Origin of the sequence: Streptomyces sp. MS06, assembly GCF_047200655.1 — a bacterium.
Lineage (GTDB): Bacteria > Actinomycetota > Actinomycetes > Streptomycetales > Streptomycetaceae > Streptomyces.
Map to the genome: position 1 here is coordinate 38,286 of NZ_JBJZOJ010000023.1, position 16,347 is coordinate 54,632.

The 16,347-nt window shown below is 74.5% G+C and carries 15 protein-coding genes and 1 pseudogene; 9 read left to right on the plus strand and 7 right to left on the minus strand.

The features are described 5' to 3' along the window. Nucleotides 1-16 precede the first annotated feature (16 nt). Nucleotides 17-631 (plus strand): DUF4865 family protein, encoded by a 615-nt coding sequence (locus ACL02U_RS14850; RefSeq protein ID WP_412791276.1) that lies wholly within the window; start codon nt 17-19, stop codon nt 629-631. A 138-nt stretch (nt 632-769) separates the two neighbouring features. On the opposite strand, the gene ACL02U_RS14855 is transcribed toward ACL02U_RS14850, so the two are convergent. Next, complete coding sequence (locus ACL02U_RS14855; protein WP_412791277.1) at nt 770-1,555, minus strand: adenosylcobinamide-GDP ribazoletransferase; 786 nt, start codon at nt 1,553-1,555, stop codon at nt 770-772. A 69-nt stretch (nt 1,556-1,624) separates the two neighbouring features. On the opposite strand from ACL02U_RS14855, the gene ACL02U_RS14860 reads away from it, so the two are divergent. Further along, nucleotides 1,625-2,392: a hypothetical protein gene (locus tag ACL02U_RS14860; RefSeq protein WP_412791278.1), complete on the plus strand. Its 768-nt coding sequence runs from the start codon at nt 1,625-1,627 to the stop codon at nt 2,390-2,392. Between the two features lie 70 nt (nt 2,393-2,462). Here the strand turns inward: ACL02U_RS14860 and cobT are convergent, their stop codons facing one another. Beyond that, nucleotides 2,463-3,617, minus strand: a complete 1,155-nt coding sequence (cobT, locus tag ACL02U_RS14865; protein WP_412791279.1) for a nicotinate-nucleotide--dimethylbenzimidazole phosphoribosyltransferase — start codon at nt 3,615-3,617, stop codon at nt 2,463-2,465. Between the two features lie 170 nt (nt 3,618-3,787). On the opposite strand from cobT, the gene ACL02U_RS14870 reads away from it, so the two are divergent. After that, complete coding sequence (locus tag ACL02U_RS14870) at nt 3,788-4,744, plus strand: class I SAM-dependent methyltransferase (RefSeq protein ID WP_412791280.1); 957 nt, start codon at nt 3,788-3,790, stop codon at nt 4,742-4,744. An 18-nt stretch (nt 4,745-4,762) separates the two neighbouring features. Here ACL02U_RS14870 and ACL02U_RS14875 read toward each other — a convergent pair whose 3' ends face one another. Further along, on the minus strand, nt 4,763-5,968 hold the full coding sequence (locus tag ACL02U_RS14875) for a bifunctional adenosylcobinamide kinase/adenosylcobinamide-phosphate guanylyltransferase (RefSeq protein ID WP_412791281.1): 1,206 nt from the start codon (nt 5,966-5,968) through the stop codon (nt 4,763-4,765). 111 nt (nt 5,969-6,079) lie between these two features. On the opposite strand from ACL02U_RS14875, the gene ACL02U_RS14880 reads away from it, so the two are divergent. Next, a complete protein-coding gene (locus ACL02U_RS14880) occupies nt 6,080-6,298 on the plus strand; it encodes a hypothetical protein (protein WP_412791282.1) in 219 nt (72 codons plus the stop codon). A 159-nt stretch (nt 6,299-6,457) separates the two neighbouring features. Here ACL02U_RS14880 and ACL02U_RS14885 read toward each other — a convergent pair whose 3' ends face one another. From ACL02U_RS14885 to ACL02U_RS14895, 3 genes are all read right to left on the minus strand, one after another. After that, nucleotides 6,458-7,549, minus strand: a complete 1,092-nt coding sequence (locus ACL02U_RS14885) for a S1C family serine protease (RefSeq protein WP_412791283.1) — start codon at nt 7,547-7,549, stop codon at nt 6,458-6,460. A gap of 308 nt (nt 7,550-7,857) precedes the next feature. Next, on the minus strand, nt 7,858-8,595 hold the full coding sequence (locus tag ACL02U_RS14890) for a class I SAM-dependent methyltransferase (protein WP_412791284.1): 738 nt from the start codon (nt 8,593-8,595) through the stop codon (nt 7,858-7,860). Between the two features lie 83 nt (nt 8,596-8,678). After that, nucleotides 8,679-9,305, minus strand: coding sequence for a DUF3043 domain-containing protein (locus ACL02U_RS14895; protein ID WP_412791333.1), 627 nt, complete (start codon nt 9,303-9,305; stop codon nt 8,679-8,681). A 256-nt stretch (nt 9,306-9,561) separates the two neighbouring features. Here ACL02U_RS14895 and ACL02U_RS14900 point away from each other — a divergent pair, with 256 nt between their 5' ends. From ACL02U_RS14900 to ACL02U_RS14915, 4 genes are all read left to right on the plus strand, one after another. Further along, complete coding sequence (locus ACL02U_RS14900) at nt 9,562-10,332, plus strand: PspA/IM30 family protein (RefSeq protein ID WP_412791334.1); 771 nt, start codon at nt 9,562-9,564, stop codon at nt 10,330-10,332. 150 nt (nt 10,333-10,482) lie between these two features. After that, on the plus strand, nt 10,483-10,761 hold the full coding sequence (gene pspAA / locus ACL02U_RS14905) for a PspA-associated protein PspAA (RefSeq protein WP_412791335.1): 279 nt from the start codon (nt 10,483-10,485) through the stop codon (nt 10,759-10,761). Between the two features lie 63 nt (nt 10,762-10,824). Further along, complete coding sequence (locus ACL02U_RS14910; RefSeq protein WP_412791285.1) at nt 10,825-12,063, plus strand: sensor histidine kinase; 1,239 nt, start codon at nt 10,825-10,827, stop codon at nt 12,061-12,063. Beyond that, nucleotides 12,060-12,746 (plus strand): response regulator, encoded by a 687-nt coding sequence (locus tag ACL02U_RS14915; RefSeq protein WP_412791286.1) that lies wholly within the window; start codon nt 12,060-12,062, stop codon nt 12,744-12,746. Before ACL02U_RS14910 ends, ACL02U_RS14915 begins: the two co-directional genes overlap by 4 nt. A 31-nt stretch (nt 12,747-12,777) precedes the next feature. Here ACL02U_RS14915 and ACL02U_RS14920 read toward each other — a convergent pair. Continuing rightward, a pseudogene (locus ACL02U_RS14920) lies at nt 12,778-13,014 on the minus strand (Uma2 family endonuclease); the annotation flags it as partial. A 208-nt stretch (nt 13,015-13,222) separates the two neighbouring features. On the opposite strand from ACL02U_RS14920, the gene ACL02U_RS14925 reads away from it, so the two are divergent. Continuing rightward, nucleotides 13,223-16,342: an efflux RND transporter permease subunit gene (locus ACL02U_RS14925; RefSeq protein ID WP_412791287.1), complete on the plus strand. Its 3,120-nt coding sequence runs from the start codon at nt 13,223-13,225 to the stop codon at nt 16,340-16,342. The last annotated feature ends 5 nt before the right edge of the window (nt 16,343-16,347 follow it).

The window sequence follows — 16,347 nt, forward strand, 5'->3', positions numbered from 1 at the left end:
AAAGGCGGTACACCCCGTGTACGCCAGCCAGTACGAGATCACCCTGCCGGCCGACTACGACATGCGGACCATCCGCAAGCGGGTGGCCGACGGCGGCCACGTCCTCGACGACCGTGCCGGACTCGGTCTGAAGGCGTACGTCGTCCGCGAACGCGGCATCGACGGCTCGCCGGTCAACCAGTACGCCCCCTTCTACCTGTGGAACGACACCGGTGCCATGGCCCGCTTCCTGGTCGGCGGCGGCGGGTTCCAGAACATCGTCCGGGACTTCGGCCGTCCCGCGGCCCGTCACTGGACCGGTGTCGCCTGCCATGCCGGCCCCGCCCGCACGGCGCCTCCCCGCGCGGCTTCGCGCCGCCTCACCGCCCTGCCCGCGGACGCGGACCCGGACGGCACCGGACTGGGCCTGTCCGCACTGGTCGAGCGGGAGCTCGCACGGTTGCGGCGGCTCTCCCGCCGCGACGGCGTGCACACCGCCGCGTTGGCCGTCGACCCCCACCGCTGGCAGCTGCTGCGCTTCGTGCTGTGGGCGCACGACTGCGACCCGGACGAGGACGCGACCGAGCGCTACGAGGTACTGCACCTCTCCGCCCCCGGCCTGCACGACCTGCCGGAGGGGCGGGACTGGTGACCGTCCGCGCCGGCGCCCGCCGCTGTCCGCCGGCGCCGGCCCCGGAAAGCGTCCGCACCGAAGGCCCCGGCGGCCCCGGCGGACCGGGCGGACCGGGCGGACTCAGCGGACCGGGCGGACTCAGCGGACCGGGCGGACTCAGCGGCCCAGGGACAGCACCACGAGCGCCGTCGTCGCGGCCGTCTCCGCGAGTCCGCCGAACACGTCCCCGGTGACCCCGCCGAAGCGGCGGACGCAGTGCCGCAGCAGCAGCTCCGCGGCGGCGAGGGCGGCGGCGACGGCCAGTGCGGTGCGCACCGCCTCGTGGCCGCCGAGCAGGGCGCCCGCCCCGGCGGCCGCCGCGGCGGCCACGAGCGCCGCGACCGCCGCCCGGCCCACCGGGACGACCCCGGCCACCGCGGCGCCCAGCCCCTCGGGCCGGGCGGCCGGCACCCCGGTGCGGGCGGCCAGGGTGAGCGCCAGGCGGGCGACGGTGGCCGAGACGACCGCGGCGAGCGCACCCCGCGCCCAGGAGTCGCCGTAGGCCGCGGCCAGCGCGGCCACCTGGGCGAGCAGCACGAGGACGAGGGTGAGTACCCCGAACGGTCCGATGTCCGACTGCTTCATGATCCGCAGGGCGTCCTCGGCGGGTTTGCCGCTGCCCAGCCCGTCCGCCGTGTCGGCCAGCCCGTCGAGGTGCAGGCCCCGGGTGAGTGCGGCGGGCACGGCGGCCGTGGCGACGGCGGCGAGCAGCGGGCCCGCGCCGAGGAGCAGCAGCACCACGCCGAGCAGCGCGGCGGCCGCGCCGACGACGAGGCCGGCGAGCGGGGCGCACGTCATACCGTCGCGGGCGGCCCCGCGATCCCAGCGGTGGACCCGCACGGGCAGCACGGTCAGCGTGCCGAAGGCGAAGCGGAGGCCGGTGGTGGCGGGAGGCGTGGACACCGGCGCAGGCTACCCGGTGGCCGGTGAGGCGGGGCGGGCAGCCGTCGGCAGAGTTCGTATATTGCGTATATGGGGCAATGGTTGCAGCGCAACATCATCGAGCCGGGCAAGCTTCCGCTGCTCCTCGCGCTCACCGCCTTCGTCGCCACCTTCCTGATCACCCGGCTCATCACCCGGCTGATCCGCGCCGGCAGGGGACCCTTCGGCAACGTCAGTGCGGGCGGCCTGCACATCCACCACGTCGTCCCCGGCGTCGTGCTGACCGTCATCGGCGGCTTCGGCGCGGTCGCCGGCGGGCGGCACGGCTTCGGCTCGTACCTGAGCGCGGTGATCTTCGGGGTCGGGGTCGGGCTGGTGCTGGACGAGTTCGCGCTGATCCTGCACCTCGACGACGTCTACTGGACGGAGGCCGGCCGGCAGAGCGTCGAGGTCGTCGTGGTCACCGCCGCGCTGGTCGGCCTCGTCCTCGCCGGCTTCGCGCCGTTCGGGGTGAACGGCGTGAGCGAGGACGAACTGCAGAACCGCGCCGACGTGATCGCCACCGTGGCGATCAACTTCCTGTTCTCGCTGGCCGTCCTGGCCAAGGGCAAGCCCCGGATGGCGATCTTCAGCGTGATCGTGCCGCTGCTCGGCGTGGTCGGCGCGGTACGCCTGGCCCGCCCGGGCTCGCCCTGGGCCCGCCGCTTCTACCGGCGGCGTCCGCGGGCCCGGGCCCGGGCCATCCTGCGCGCCTACCGGCACGACCGGCGGTGGTCGGGGCCCAGCCGGGCCTTCCAGGAGTGGCTCGGCGGCAAGCCCGACCCGGCTTCGCCGCCGCGCGCCGTCGACCGCCGCTGACGTCACCCCGCCCGGTCCGGCCCGCACGGCACCGCGACCGCGGGAACCGCCCGGCCGGGGGGCGCGGCTCCTAGTCCGCCGTCTTCGCCGCGGTGCTCTCCGCGGCGGCGTCCCCCGCCACGGCGCTCCCCGCCTCGGCGTGCGGTGCCTGCTCCGGGCTCTCCACGTCCGGTTCCGCCTCCGGCCGCTCCGGCAGTTCCGCCGCCAGCGCCGCCGCGGCCTGCACCAGCGGCAGCGCCAGCAGCGCCCCGGTGCCCTCGCCCACCGTGACGCCCTGCTCCAGCAGCGGCTCCAGGGCCATCCGGTCCAGCGCCTTGGCCTGCCCCGGCTCCCCGCCGGAGTGCCCGGCCAGCCACCAGTCCGGCGCCCGGAACGCGACCCGCTGCGCCAGCAGCGCGCAGGCCGATCCGACCACTCCGTCCAGGATCACCGGCAGCTTGCGGACCGCGGCCTGGAGCAGGAAGCCGGTCATCGCCGCGAGGTCGGCCCCACCGACCGCGGCCAGCAGCCCCAACTGGTCCCCGAGCACCGGCCGCGCCCGGCGCAGTGCGTCCCGGATCGCGGCGCACTTGCGCATCCAGGCCAGATCGTCGATGGCCAGCCCTCCCCGGCCGGTGACCACGGAGGCGTCCGTCCCGCACAGCGCCGCCACCAGCACGCCGGCCACCGTGGTGCCCCCGACGCTGAGGTCGCCCAGCACCACCAGGTCGGTGCCGGAGTCGGCCTCCTCGTCGGCCACCGCGACCCCGGCCCGGAAGGCGGCCTCCGCCTCCTCGGCGGTCAGCGCGTCCTCCACGTCGATCCGGCCGCTGCCGCGCCGCACCCGGTGGCGCACCACGTCCGCGGGCAGCGAGTCCGCCTCGCAGTCCAGCCCCATGTCGACCACCCGCACCGGCACGCCGAGCCGGCGCGCCAGCACGGACACCGGCCGTCCGCCCTCCAGGACCTCCCGGACCAGCTCCGAAGCGGTGCCCGCGGGCCGCGCCGACACTCCCAGCGCGGCGATCCCGTGGTCGGCGGCGAACAGCACCACCCTCGGCTGCTCGATCGGCCGCACCGGCACCGCGCCCTGCGCGGCGGCCAGCCACTCACCCAGTTCGTCGAGGCGCCCCAGCGATCCGGGCGGCACGACCTGTCGCTCCCGGCGCGCCTCCGCGTCCCGGCGCATCCCGCCGTCCGGGCGCTCGATCAGATCGGTGAAGTCGTCGAGATTCAGCGAGCTCATTCGGCGAACAGTACCGCCACCGGGCGAACGGCTCCGCGCCACATCGCCACCACGCGGCGGCGACGTCGTTGCACCCGGCACCGGTATCCCATACGTTCCGTTTTGCCGGGAATCACCTCCTGTGGGTCCCGCCCCGGCAGCCCCGCCCACCGCCCCACCGGGAGCCGCCCATGTCCGCCGCACCCAGGCCCATCCACGAGCCGCGTCGCGAGGACTGCCCCTGGTGCGGCTCGGCCCGGCTCCGTGTCCGACTCCGCGCCGGCGACCTGCGCCACGGCGGGCCGGGCAACTTCACCGTCGACGAGTGCCGGGACTGCGCACACGCCTTCCAGAACCCCCGCCTCACCCCCGAGGGCCTCGCCCTGTACGCCCCGCCGGGCCCCGTCGGCGCGCCCGGAGCCCTGCGCAGCCTGCACCGCGGTGCCGCCCGTGCCGTGCTGAGCCGCTGTCCCGAGCCGGAGAGCTGGCTCGACGTGGGCACCGGGGACGCGCGCTTCCCGGAGACCGCGAAGGCCCTCTTCCCCTACACCGCGTTCGACGGGACCGACCCGACGCCCCGGGTGGTGCGGGCCCGCGAGGCCGCCCGTGTGGAGGAGGCGCACGTCGGACACCTGGCCTCGCCGGAGCTCGCGGCCCGCCTGCGCGCCCGCTACGACGTGGTCAGCATCCTCGGCCACCTGGAGCACACCCCGGACCCCCGGGCGGAACTGCGCGCCGCGCTGGCCGCGCTGCGCCCCGGCGGCCACCTCCTCATCGAACTTCCCGACCCCGGCAGCGCCTTCGCGGCCCTGCTCGGCAAGTGGTGGCACGCCCACGGCCAGCCGCACCACCTCCAACTGCTGCCGCCGGCGAACCTCCGCACCGAACTCGAGTCCCTCGGCTGCACGGTCGTGGCGGCGGACCGGCGGGCGGCCCACCTCCCGCACGACCTGACGGCGGCGGCCCGGCTGGCCACCGCCCGCCGCGTCCCCCGCCCCCTGGCCGGCCCCGTGGTCGCGACGGCCGCGGCGGTGGACCGCACCCTGTCGCCGCTGCTCCGCCGCACCCGCTTCGCGAACAGGTACCGCGTCCTCGCCCGGAAGGGCGGGCCGCGGCAGCCGGCGCCCGCGCCGCCCGACGCGCCGTAGCGCGCGCCGCCGGGATCCTCAGCCGCCCCGCAGCACCAGGGCCTGGCCCGCCACCACCAGCACCACCTGCTCGCACTCGCCCGCGAACGCCGCGTTCAGCCGGCCCAGCTCGTCCCGGTACCGCCGCCCCGACGCCGTCGCCGGCACGATCCCCGACCCCACCTCGTTGGAGACGGCCACCACCGTCCGCCGCGTTCCGCGCACCGCCGACGCCAGCTCCGCCACCCGCTCCCGCAGGGCCCGCTCGCCCCCGTCCGCCCACTGGGCGTCGTCCCAGGCGCCGACGGAGTCCATCGCGTCGGTCAGCCACAACGACAGGCAGTCGACCAGCAGCGGCGGCCCCTCGTCCGTCAGCAGCGGCACCAGATCGCACGTCTCCACCGTGCGCCACGACGCGGGCCGTCGCTCCCGGTGTGCGGCCACCCGTCCCGCCCACTCGCCGTCCCCGCCCCGGGTGCCGCCGGTCGCCGCGTACAGCACGCCGGGAAAGGACTCCAGCCGCCGCTCCGCCTCCACCGACTTGCCCGACCGCGCCCCGCCCAGCACCAGCGTCCGCCGCGGCACGTCCGGCACCTCCTCGTACCCGCCGACCGCGAGCGCGGCCCCGTCCGGTACGGCACGCGCGCCCGCCGCGGCCAGTCGCCGCACCGACTCGGGCCCCGGCGGCACCTCGTGGCCCAGATGCACCGCGACCACGTCGGTGGTCGGCCCCACCGCACCCGCCGCGCGCAGCGCGGCCAGCGCGTCCGGCCGCCGTACGACGTCCGCGAGGACCAGGTCGTACGCCACCGCGGTGTCCTCCGCCAGACCGGCGGGTGCACCCCCCGGCGGGAGGTAGAGCAGCCGCCGCCCGTCCGGCCCGGTCACCGCGTACCCCGTGCCCGGCGCGTCCACCGCCACCGCCCGCACCCGGTGGCCCGTGAGCAGCGCCAGCTCCCGCCCGTCCGGCACCCGGCCCGGCTGCGGCAGGCCGGCGGGCACCTCCACCGCCGGCCCGTGGTGCGGGTGCGTCAGCAGCACCTGCCGCACCCCGCCGAGGGACCGTCCCGCCCGCGCCGCCGCGAACGCCGCGCCCGGCGTCAGGTCCAGCAGCAGCGCACCGTCCACGAGGACCGAGGTCGCCGCCCGCGCACCCGCGCCCACGGCGGACGCGCACGCGGCGCAGGGACAGTCGGGGCGGGGCAGTCCCGCGGGGGCACCGGTGCCGAGCAGAGTCAGTTCCACGCCCCGATTTTCACCTGTCGCCGCAGGCCTTGCGCATCCGACTAGGCTGCGGGCAGCAGCCGGACCGGGATCCGGCCGCTGCTCTGCCGGTGCTCACACAGGGAGGCGTACATGGCGGCATGGACGTGGCGGTTCGAGAAGTCCGACGGGACGGAGGTGCCGCCCGCGGTGCAGCCCGAGGAGTTCACCACGCAGGGCGACGCCGAGTCCTGGGTCGGGGAGCAGTGGAAGGCGCTGCTGGAGGGCGGCGTGGACCAGGTGCGGCTGTTCGAGGACGCCACGGAGGTCTACGGGCCGATGAGCCTGCACGCGGACGCCGAGCAGGACTGAGGCGGCCGCGCGGGTGACGCGGCCGGGGGCGTGACCACCGGGGGGCGTGACCGTCCGGGGTGCGATGACCGGGGGCGTGACGGCTGGGGGCGTGAGCGGCGGGGGTGCGACCGGTGGGCGGGGTCCCACCGGACCGCACTCCGGCCGCGCCCCGCCACCTCACCGCTCGCCCAGCGTCACCTTCGCCGTCCGCCGGCTCCCGTTGCGGGTGTAGGACACCGTGGTCTGCTGCCCGGGCTCGTCCCCGGCCAGCGCCTCCGCCAGCGAGGTGATCGTGGTGATGTCGGCGTCACCCAGTCTGACGATGACGTCCCCGGCCCGCAGTCCCGCCCGGTCGGCCGCGCCACCGGACTCCACCTCGACCACGGCCACCCCGGCGGGCTCGAAGGACGAGTCGACGACCGTGCGCCCGGTGATGCCGAGCGCAGCCCGGCCCGAGTCGGTGACCCGGCCCTTGTCGACGATCTGACCGGCGATGGTCTTCACCGTCGAGGCGGGGATCGCGAAACCGATGCCCGGGGCCGCGCCGTTGCCCAGGTCGGGGTCGAGGGCGGCGAGCGTCGGGATGCCGATCACCCGGCCGTCCAGGTCGACCAGCGCGCCCCCGCTGTTGCCGGGGTTGATGGCCGCGGACGTCTGGACCATGTTCCCGATGGTGGCGCCGGTTCCGCCGTCCGACCGGCCTTCGGTGACCGTCCGCCCGGTCGCCGAGACGATGCCCTGGGTCACGCTGGACGACAGCCCGAGCGGCGACCCCATGGCCAGCACGATCTGGCCCACCTCCACCTTGGCGGAGTCGCCGAAGGCGGCCGGTTTCAGGCCGTCGGGAGTGCTGTCCAGCTTCACCACGGCCAGGTCCTGGTCCGGATAGGACGAGACGAGCCGGGCGTTGAGCGCGGCCTCGCTGTTGGCGACGGTCACGCCGAAGTTCTTGGCGTTGCCCACCACGTGCGCGTTGGTGACGATGTGGCCCTTGTCGTCGTACACCACCCCGGAGCCCAGGGAGTCGCCGGCGCGGATCTGCACGACCGACGGCAGGACCTCCTTGATCACCCGCTGGTAGTCGGACTGCAGGTCCGTCGCCTGGGACACGGCCGCGGGCCGTGCGGCCCGAGCGGTCGCCGCCTCGCTCCGGGAGGAGCCCGAGCCGGAGGCGTCCCGGCCCGAGCATCCGGCGACGAGGACGAGACAGCAGGCGGCCGCGGCGGCGAGGGCGCACCGGAGACGCGCGGGGGTGAGGGAAGCGTCCATGGGCCCGAGTCTCGGGCCGGCGCACCGGCCCGGCCACCCGGCCGAGCGGCCACCCGGTCACCCCGCGTGCGCCGCTCCCGCCGCACCTCCGCGCGGCCCCGTACCCGGTACCCGGCAGGAGACCGCGCCGCCGATCCGCTCGGCGACGGCCGCGCAGCCGGAGGACCTGACCCGGGCCTTGCACCCGACAGGGTGAACGGCGGTCGCGGGCCCGTGCGGTGATCAGCGGCCCCTCCGCCGGCGCGAACCGGTTCCCGGCCGCACACCCGATCCGGTGAACGGCGACCCCCGCCGCCCGCCACCGGACCTCAGCCGCGCACCCCGCACAGATGCAGCAGCGCCGCCACACCCCGGTACGGATCCGTGCGCCCGGCCCGCTCCTCCACCGCCAGCAGCGTCCCCACGTCGGCGACCGGCTCCACCCGGTCGGCGGCGGTGTCGGTGAACACCCGCACCCCGTACCAGGCGTGCAGCGGCGCCCCGATCCCGGCGAGCGTCGCCGTCAGCGCGGCCAGGCGGTCGCCCCGGACGTCCGGGGCGGGCCGGGCCGGCGTGCGCTCACCGGAGTCCGCTCGCGAGCGGGGCACGCAGGAGACGCTGTCGAAGGCGGCCAGCGCCCCCGCCCAGTCCCCGCGGAGGCCGGGGTGCATCGCCGGCGCGTCGCCGTTGCGCACCAGCAGCGACAGCAGACCGCCCGGGGCGAGCATCCGCGCCAGCCCCGCCACCAGGGCGTCGGGCTCCTCCACGTACATCAGTACGCCGTGGCAGAGCACCACGTCGAAGCCGCCGGGCAGGAAGTGCACGCCGGTGTCCCGGCCGTCACCCTCGATGATCCGCATCCGCTCCCGGATGCCCTCCGGCTCCCCGGCCAGTGCCTCCCGGGCCGCGGCGACCATCGGCGCGTCCCGCTCCAGACCGGTCACCTGGTGCCCGGCCCGGGCCAGCCGCAGCGCCTGGGCGCCCCGCCCCATCCCCACGTCGAGCACCCGCAGCCGCCGGCCGACCGGGAACCGCCCGGCCAGCTGCTCGTCGAGCTGGCGCGCCACCAGCTCCTGCCGTACGACGTCGCACAGCCCTTCCGGCCCGTGCAGCCACGCGCCGGCCGCGTCCCCCGGGAACGTCGTCGTGCTCAGGGCCGCTCTCCGCGCTTGACCTGCGGCTTGGGCAGCCGGAGCCGGCGCATCTGGAGGGACCGCATCAGGGCGTAGGCCACCGCACCCCGCCTGTTCTGGTCGGGGAAGCGCTCCTTGAGCTGCCCGCGCAGCCGGAAGCCGCTGACGGCCGAGTCGAGCACGATCAGCACGATCACCAGCAGCCACAGCAGCAGCGCGATGCTCTGCAGCGAGCCCACCCGCACCATGCTCAGCACCAGGATGACCACGGCCATCGGCAGGAAGAACTCCGCGATGTTGAACCGGGAGTCGATGTATCCGCGCGCGAACCTGCGGACCGGACCCTTGTCACGGGCGGGCAGGTAGCGCTCGTCGCCGCTGGCCAGCGCCTCGCGCTGGCGCGCCATGGCCTGACGGCGGTCCTCGCGCTGCCGCTTGGCGGCGTCCTTGCGCGTGGTCGGCGTCTGGGCCACGCTGCGGCGCTGGGTCCGGGCCTCACTCCGCTTGGGTGTGGGCCGGCCCTTGGGGGCCTGCGGGTCACGGGTCTGCTTGGAGTCGGTCACGCCCGCCCGATCGGCGACGGCCTTCTCTTCCTTGGCACGGCTACGGAACACAAAACCCAAGGGTAAGCGCTTCGCGGGCATGGACCACAGCCCCGCGGGGAACGATCCGGCAACGCCGGTCGTCTCTACTGGGGACAGACAACCCCGAACACCCACCTACTCCCTACGCCGGAGGCCCGGCCGGCCTCAGTCGTCCCAGGGGATGAGCACATCCGTCCCCGGACGGTGCGGTAATGGATGCAGGGCCCGTACTGTGGGTTCTGTCGCAGAGCTTGAGCTGGAGTCCGTCAGAAGGGGGCGCGCGAAGCCCATGAGCGGTGTCATGAAGCGTATGGGGATGATCTTCCGCGCGAAGGCGAACAAGGCCCTGGACCGGGCCGAGGACCCGCGCGAGACCCTCGACTACTCGTACCAGAAGCAGCTGGAGCTGCTGCAGAAGGTCCGCCGCGGCGTTGCGGACGTGGCCACCTCCCGCAAGCGCCTGGAACTGCAGCTCAACCAGTTGCAGCAGCAGTCCACCAAGCTGGAGGACCAGGGCCGCAAGGCGCTCGCGCTGGGCCGCGAGGACCTGGCCCGCGAGGCGCTGTCCCGCAAGTCCGCGCTGCAGCAGCAGGTCACCGACCTGGAGACGCAGCACGCCACGCTGCAGGGCGAGGAGGAGAAACTCACCCTGGCGGCCCAGCGGCTCCAGGCCAAGGTCGACGCCTTCCGCACCAGGAAGGAGACGATCAAGGCGACCTACACGGCGGCCCAGGCCCAGACCCGCATCGGCGAGGCCTTCACCGGCATCTCCGAGGAGATGGGCGACGTCGGGCTGGCCATCCAGCGCGCCGAGGACAAGACCGCCCAGCTCCAGGCCCGCGCCGGCGCCATCGACGAGCTGCTCGCCTCCGGTGCCCTGGACGACCCCTCCGGCACCCGCAAGGACGACATCCAGGCCGAGCTGGACCAGCTCTCCGGTGGTACGGATGTAGAGCTGGAGCTGCAGCGCATGAAGGCCGAACTGGCCGGCGGCCCGTCCGCGGACCGGCAGGCCATCGAGGGCGGCACGGGTGAGCAGCAGCCCCAGCAGCAGACGCAGGACACCCCCCGCTTCGACAAGCAGTAGTCCGACGGGCAGCACCCGGGCCCGCCGGCACGGCGGACCGGCTCGACGGGCACCACGAGCACGACGAGCAGCGGACCGTCCCGGCACGGGCCCGGGACGGTCCCGACGCAGAGTCACGGCGGGCCCACCGAGGAGGCCGAGATGGGCGGCATGATCGTACGGATCATGGGAGAGGGCCAGGTCGCGCTGGCCGACAGCCACCTCGCCGAGCTGGACAAGCTCGACGACGAACTCCTGAGGGAGATGGAGAGCGGCGACGGCCCCGGCTTCCGCCGCACCCTGCACGCCCTCCTGTCCAAGGTGCGGGAGCTGGGGGAGCCGCTTCCCGACGACTCGCTCGAACCGTCGGCGCTCATCCTCCCCGCCCCGGACGCCACCCTTGAGGACGTCCGGGCACTCCTCAGCGACGACGGACTCATCCCGGGCTGACCGGCCGGGGGTGCGGCACCGCCGTTCCCCGCCCGTCGGCCGGAACCCGTACCGTACTCAGCCGTGAGCACCCTGGAACGCACCCGCTGCCGGCTCCGAGCGCATCCGCTGGCACTGGACGCGGGACTCGCCGCCGGCGTGCTCGCCTGCATGGTCGCCGGATCCTTCGTCGATCCGCACGGCGAGAACGGCGTCTCCTGGGGCCTGCGCACCCCCGACCCGCTCAGCCTGCTGCTGATGGCGGTCGGCGCCGCCGCGCTCGTCCTGCGCCGCCGCTCCCCGCTGCGCGTCCTCGCCGTCACCGGCACCGTCTCGCTGATCGAGTGCGTCACCGGCGACCCCCGCGCCCCGGTCGCGATGTCCGCCGTCATCGCCCTCTACACGGTCGCCTCCACCACCGACCGGCCCACCACCTGGCGGGTCGGCCTGCTCACCATGGCCGTGCTGACCGGCGCCGCGATGCTGGGCGGCCCACTGCCCTGGTACGCCCAGGAGAACCTCGGCATCTTCGCCTGGACCGGCATGGCGGCGGCCGCCGGCGACGCCGTCCGCAGCCGCCGCGCCTACGTCCGCGCCATCCGCGAGCGGGCCGAGCGGGCCGAGCGCACCCGGGAGGAGGAGGCCCGCCGCCGGGTCGCCGAGGAGCGGCTGCGCATCGCCCGCGACCTGCACGACGTGGTCGCCCACCACATCGCCCTGGTCAACGTGCAGGCCGGAGTGGTGGCACACGTCATGGACAAGCGGCCCGACCAGGCCAAGGAGGCGCTGGCACACGTCCGGGAGGCCAGCCGCTCCGCCCTGAACGAACTGCGCGCCACCGTCGGCCTGCTCCGCCAGACCGGCGACCCCGAGGCCCCCACCGAACCCGCCCCCGGCCTGCACCTGCTCGCCGAACTGGTGGCCACCTTCCGCACCGCCGGCCTCCGGGTGGAGGTCGCCCGCACCGACCAGGGCACCACCCTGCCCGCCGCCGTCGACCTGGCCGCCTACCGCGTCGTCCAGGAGGCGCTGACCAACGTGCACAAGCACGCGGGCCCCGAGGCGCGAGCCGAGGTCAGCGTCGTACGCGTCGGGCCGCACGTCGAGATCACGGTCCTCGACGACGGCCGCCCCGACGACCCGGCCGCCGCCGGGCAGCCGGAGAGCGGCGGCGGCCACGGCCTGCTCGGCATGCGGGAGCGGGTCACCGCACTCCGCGGCACGCTCACCACCGGTCCCCGCTACGGAGGCGGATTCCGGGTGCATGCGATCCTTCCGCTCGAGAACCGCCCACCCGCCGTGCACGAAGGACAGGCCCGATGACGACGATCCGTGTCCTGCTCGCCGACGACCAGGCCCTGCTGCGCAGCGCCTTCCGGGTACTGGTCGACTCGGAGCCCGACATGGAGGTGGTCGGCGAGGCCTCCGACGGAGCGGAGGCGGTCCGGCTGGCCGCGGAGCAGCGCGCCGACGTCGTCCTGATGGACATCCGGATGCCCGGCACCGACGGCCTCGCCGCGACCCGCATGATCAGCGCCGACCCCTCCCTCGCACACGTGAAGGTGGTCATCCTGACCACGTTCGAGGTCGACGACTACGTGGTGCAGTCCCTGCGGGCCGGAGCCTCCGGCTTCCTCGGCAAGGGCAGCGAACCGGACGAGCTGCTGAACGCCATCCGGGTCGCGGCGGGCGGCGAGGCCCTGCTCTCCCCGGCCGCCACCAAGGGCCTGATCGCCCGCTTCCTCGCCCAGGGCCACGGCCCGGACGGCGACCGCGACCCGGCCCGCTCCGCCCGCCTGGCCGCGCTCACCGTCCGGGAGCGCGAGGTGCTGGTGCAGGTGGCCGGCGGCCACTCCAACGACCAGATCGCCGAACGCCTGGAGGTCAGCCCGCTCACGGTGAAGACGCACGTCAACCGGGCCATGGCGAAGCTGGGCGCGCGGGACCGGGCACAACTGGTCGTGATCGCCTACGAGTCGGGTCTGGTGCGGCCGAGGGGGGAGTGACCCCGTACAGCCCGGGTGCCCGGCGCCGGGCTCAGAGGAAGTCCGTGGTGTCGAGATCGAAGGCGAACGGTTCCGGGAGGGCGAGGGGTTTGCCGAACGGGAGCGTGCAACTCTGCCGGTAGTCGTCGTTTCTCGGGTCGCTGAGCAGCGTGATCGAGGCGGCGTCCCGGTCCACGAGCAGGTACAGGGGGATTCCCGAGCGGGCGTAGCAGCGGCGCTTGGCTTCACGGCCGGTCCGGGGCTTCGTGGAAGTCACTTCCAGGACCACGGGGTCGGGGACCGTTCCCACGATCGTGGCACAGCACCGCCCCGGCGTCCGCCCGCTACGTCCGCGGGTGGAGCGTCCCCGAGCCGCGCGTACTGCGCCGGGAGTAGGCGCCGCGTAAGGAAATGGACCTGGGGGCTACAGAACCGGGCGCGGCGATGCAACAGGGTGGAGGAGCCCTGTTGCCGCTCACCGAAGGAAGACCCCGACCATGTCCTGGCTGTCCCGATTCAGCCTCGCGCAACGGGCCCTGATAGGCCTGGTGTCGATCGTCGCGCTGGCGTTCGGCGCGATCGCGATCCCGCAGCTCAAACAGCAGCTGCTGCCGACCATCGAACTGCCCGTCGTCTCGGTGGTGGCGCCCTACCGGGGCGCGTCCCCCGACGTCGTCGAGAAGCAGGTCGTCGAGCCGATCGAGAACCGCCTCGACGCCGTCGACGGCATCACCGGCGTCACCTCCACGGCGAACGAGGGCAGCGCCGTGATCATGGCCTCCTTCGACTACGGCAACAACACCCAGCAGATCGTCGCCGACGTCCAGCAGGCCGTGAGCCGTGCCCGCGCGCAGTTGCCGGACGCCGTGGACCCGCAGGTCGTGGCCGGTTCGACCGACGACATACCGACCGTGGTGCTGTCCGTCACCTCCGGCAAGGACCAGCAGGCCCTCGCCGACCAGCTCGACAGCACGGTCGTACCGGCGCTGAAGGACATCGACGGCGTCGGCCAGGTCACGGTCAACGGCGTGCGCGACCTCCAGGTCACCGTCACCCCCGACGACGCGAAGCTGGCCGAGGCCGGCCTGACGCCCCAGGACCTCGCCCGCGCCCTGCAGGCGGGCGGCGTGACCGTCCCGGCCGGCTCCTTCGACGAGGGCGGCGCCAACCGCACCGTCCGGGTCGGCGGCGGCTACACCTCGCTCGAGCAGCTCCGGGACCTGATGGTCACCGGCCAGGGACCCGCGGCGAAGAAGCCGGTCCGGCTCGGCAACGTGGCCGCCGTGGCGCAGCAGGAGGCCCCGGCCGACTCCATCACCCGCACCGACGGTAAGCCCAGCCTCGCCGTCATGGTCACCATGGACCACGACGGCAGCGCGGTCGCCATCTCGGACGCGGTCCAGGACAAGCTGCCCGCCCTGCGTGCGAGCCTCGGCTCCGGCGCGAAGATCACGGTCGTCAGCGACCAGGGCCCGGCGGTGTCCAAGTCCATCTCCGGCCTGACCACCGAGGGCGCGCTCGGCCTGCTCTTCGCGGTGCTGGTGATCCTGGTCTTCCTGGCGTCCGTCCGCTCCACGCTGGTCACGGCCGTCTCGATCCCGCTGTCGGTCGTCCTGGCGCTGATCGTGCTGTGGACCCGCGACCTGTCCCTGAACATGCTCACGCTGGGCGCGCTGACCATCGCCATCGGCCGCGTCGTCGACGACTCGATCGTGGTCCTGGAGAACATCAAACGCCACCTCGGATACGGCGAGGAACGCCACGCCGCCATCCTGAACGCCGTCCGCGAGGTAGCGGGCGCGGTGACGTCCTCCACCCTCACCACGGTCGCCGTCTTCCTGCCGATCGGCCTGGTCGGCGGTATGGTCGGCGCCCTGTTCGGGCCGTTCAGCATCACCGTGACGGCCGCCCTGCTGGCCTCGCTGCTGGTGTCCCTGACCGTGGTCCCGGTGCTGTCGTACTGGTTCCTGCGCGCGCCGAAGTCCACCCCGGAGAGCGCCGCGGAGACGCGCCGGCAGGCCGAGGAGAAGGAGGCCAGGAGCCGGCTCCAGCGCTTCTACGTCCCCGTGCTGCGCTTCGCGACCCGCCGCCGCCTCACCAGCGTCCTGATCGCGGCCGCCGTGCTCGCCGGCACCTTCGGCATGGCCCCGCTGCTGAAGACGAACTTCTTCGACCCGGGCGACCAGCAGGTCCTCACCGTCAAGCAGGAACTGGAACCCGGCACCAGCCTGGCGGCCACCGACGTGCAGGCCCGGAAGGTCGAGAAGCTGCTCGCACGCACCGAGGGCGTCAGGGACTACCAGGTCACCATCGGCTCCTCCGGCTTCATGGCCGCCTTCGGCGGCGCCACCGACGGCAACCAGGCGTCGTACCAGGTGATGCTCAAGGACTCCGCGACGTACGAGGACGTCCAGCACCGCATCGAGAAGGGCCTCGCGGGCCTCAAGGGCATCGGCACGACCACGATCGCGGCCGGCGACGGCTTCGGCAGCCAGGACCTGAAGGTCGTGGTCAAGGCCGCCGACGCGGACGCACTGCGCAAGGCCGCGGACCGGGTCCGCGACACGGTCGCGACCCTGGACGACGTCACCGACGTCACCAGCGACCTGTCGCAGAGCGTGCCCCGCATCTCGGTCACGGCCAACGACCGGGCCGCCGCGGCCGGCTTCACCGAGCAGACCCTCGGCGCGGCCGTCGCCCAGGCGGTCCGCGGCACCCCGACCGCGAAGGCGGTCCTGGACGACACCGAGCGGGACGTCGTCCTCCGGCCCGCGCACCCCGCGCAGACGCTCCAGCAGCTGCGCGACCTGCGGCTGGGCGCGGTGAAGCTGAGCGACATCGCCGACGTGCGCCTGGTCGACAGCCCGGTCTCCCTGACCCGTATCGACGGTCGGCGCGCGGCGACCATCACCGCCAAGCCGACCGGCGACAACACCGGCGCGGTGAGCGCGGACCTGACGAAGAAGCTGGACGCCCTGAAGCTCCCGGCGGGTGCCACGGCCGAGATCGGCGGTGTCACCTCCGACCAGAACGACGCGTTCAAGAACCTCGCTCTGGCCATGCTGGCGGCCATCGCGATCGTCTTCCTGCTCCTGGTCGCGACGTTCCGCTCGCTGGCCCAGCCGCTGATCCTGCTGGTCTCCATCCCGTTCGCGGCGACCGGCGCGCTCGGACTGCTGATCGCCACGGGCACCCCGATGGGCGTCCCGGCGATGATCGGCATGCTGATGCTGATCGGCATCGTGGTGACGAACGCGATCGTCCTGATCGATCTGATCAACCAGTACCGGCGTCAGGGCCACGGAGTGGTCGAGGCCGTGATCGAAGGCGGCCGCCACCGCCTCCGCCCCATCCTGATGACGGCCCTGGCAACGATCTTCGCGCTGCTGCCGATGGCCCTCGGCGTCACGGGCGAGGGCGGCTTCATCGCCCAGCCGCTCGCGGTGGTGGTCATCGGCGGTCTGGTCACGTCGACGCTGCTGACCCTGCTCCTGGTCCCCACGCTGTACGCGATGCTGGAGCTCCGCAAGGAGCGCCGCGCGAAGAAGCGGGCGGCGAAGGCCGCGGAACGGGAGGCCAAGCAGACGGAGAACCCGCTGGAGACGGCGGGCGTCTGACGGAC

Bases quoted from the DNA above. Each gene is read 5' to 3' on its own strand.
- ACL02U_RS14860 (WP_412791278.1), top strand. From the start codon at position 1,625: ATGGGGCAATGGTTGCAGCGCAACATCATCGAGCCGGGCAAGCTTCCG.
- cobT (WP_412791279.1), bottom strand. From the start codon at position 3,617: ATGAGCTCGCTGAATCTCGACGACTTCACCGATCTGATCGAGCGCCCG.
- ACL02U_RS14870 (WP_412791280.1), top strand. From the start codon at position 3,788: ATGTCCGCCGCACCCAGGCCCATCCACGAGCCGCGTCGCGAGGACTGC.
- ACL02U_RS14880 (WP_412791282.1), top strand. From the start codon at position 6,080: ATGGCGGCATGGACGTGGCGGTTCGAGAAGTCCGACGGGACGGAGGTG.
- ACL02U_RS14885 (WP_412791283.1), bottom strand. From the start codon at position 7,549: ATGGACGCTTCCCTCACCCCCGCGCGTCTCCGGTGCGCCCTCGCCGCC.
- ACL02U_RS14895 (WP_412791333.1), bottom strand. From the start codon at position 9,305: ATGCCCGCGAAGCGCTTACCCTTGGGTTTTGTGTTCCGTAGCCGTGCC.
- ACL02U_RS14900 (WP_412791334.1), top strand. From the start codon at position 9,562: ATGATCTTCCGCGCGAAGGCGAACAAGGCCCTGGACCGGGCCGAGGAC.
- pspAA (WP_412791335.1), top strand. From the start codon at position 10,483: ATGATCGTACGGATCATGGGAGAGGGCCAGGTCGCGCTGGCCGACAGC.
- ACL02U_RS14915 (WP_412791286.1), top strand. From the start codon at position 12,060: ATGACGACGATCCGTGTCCTGCTCGCCGACGACCAGGCCCTGCTGCGC.
- ACL02U_RS14925 (WP_412791287.1), top strand. From the start codon at position 13,223: ATGTCCTGGCTGTCCCGATTCAGCCTCGCGCAACGGGCCCTGATAGGC.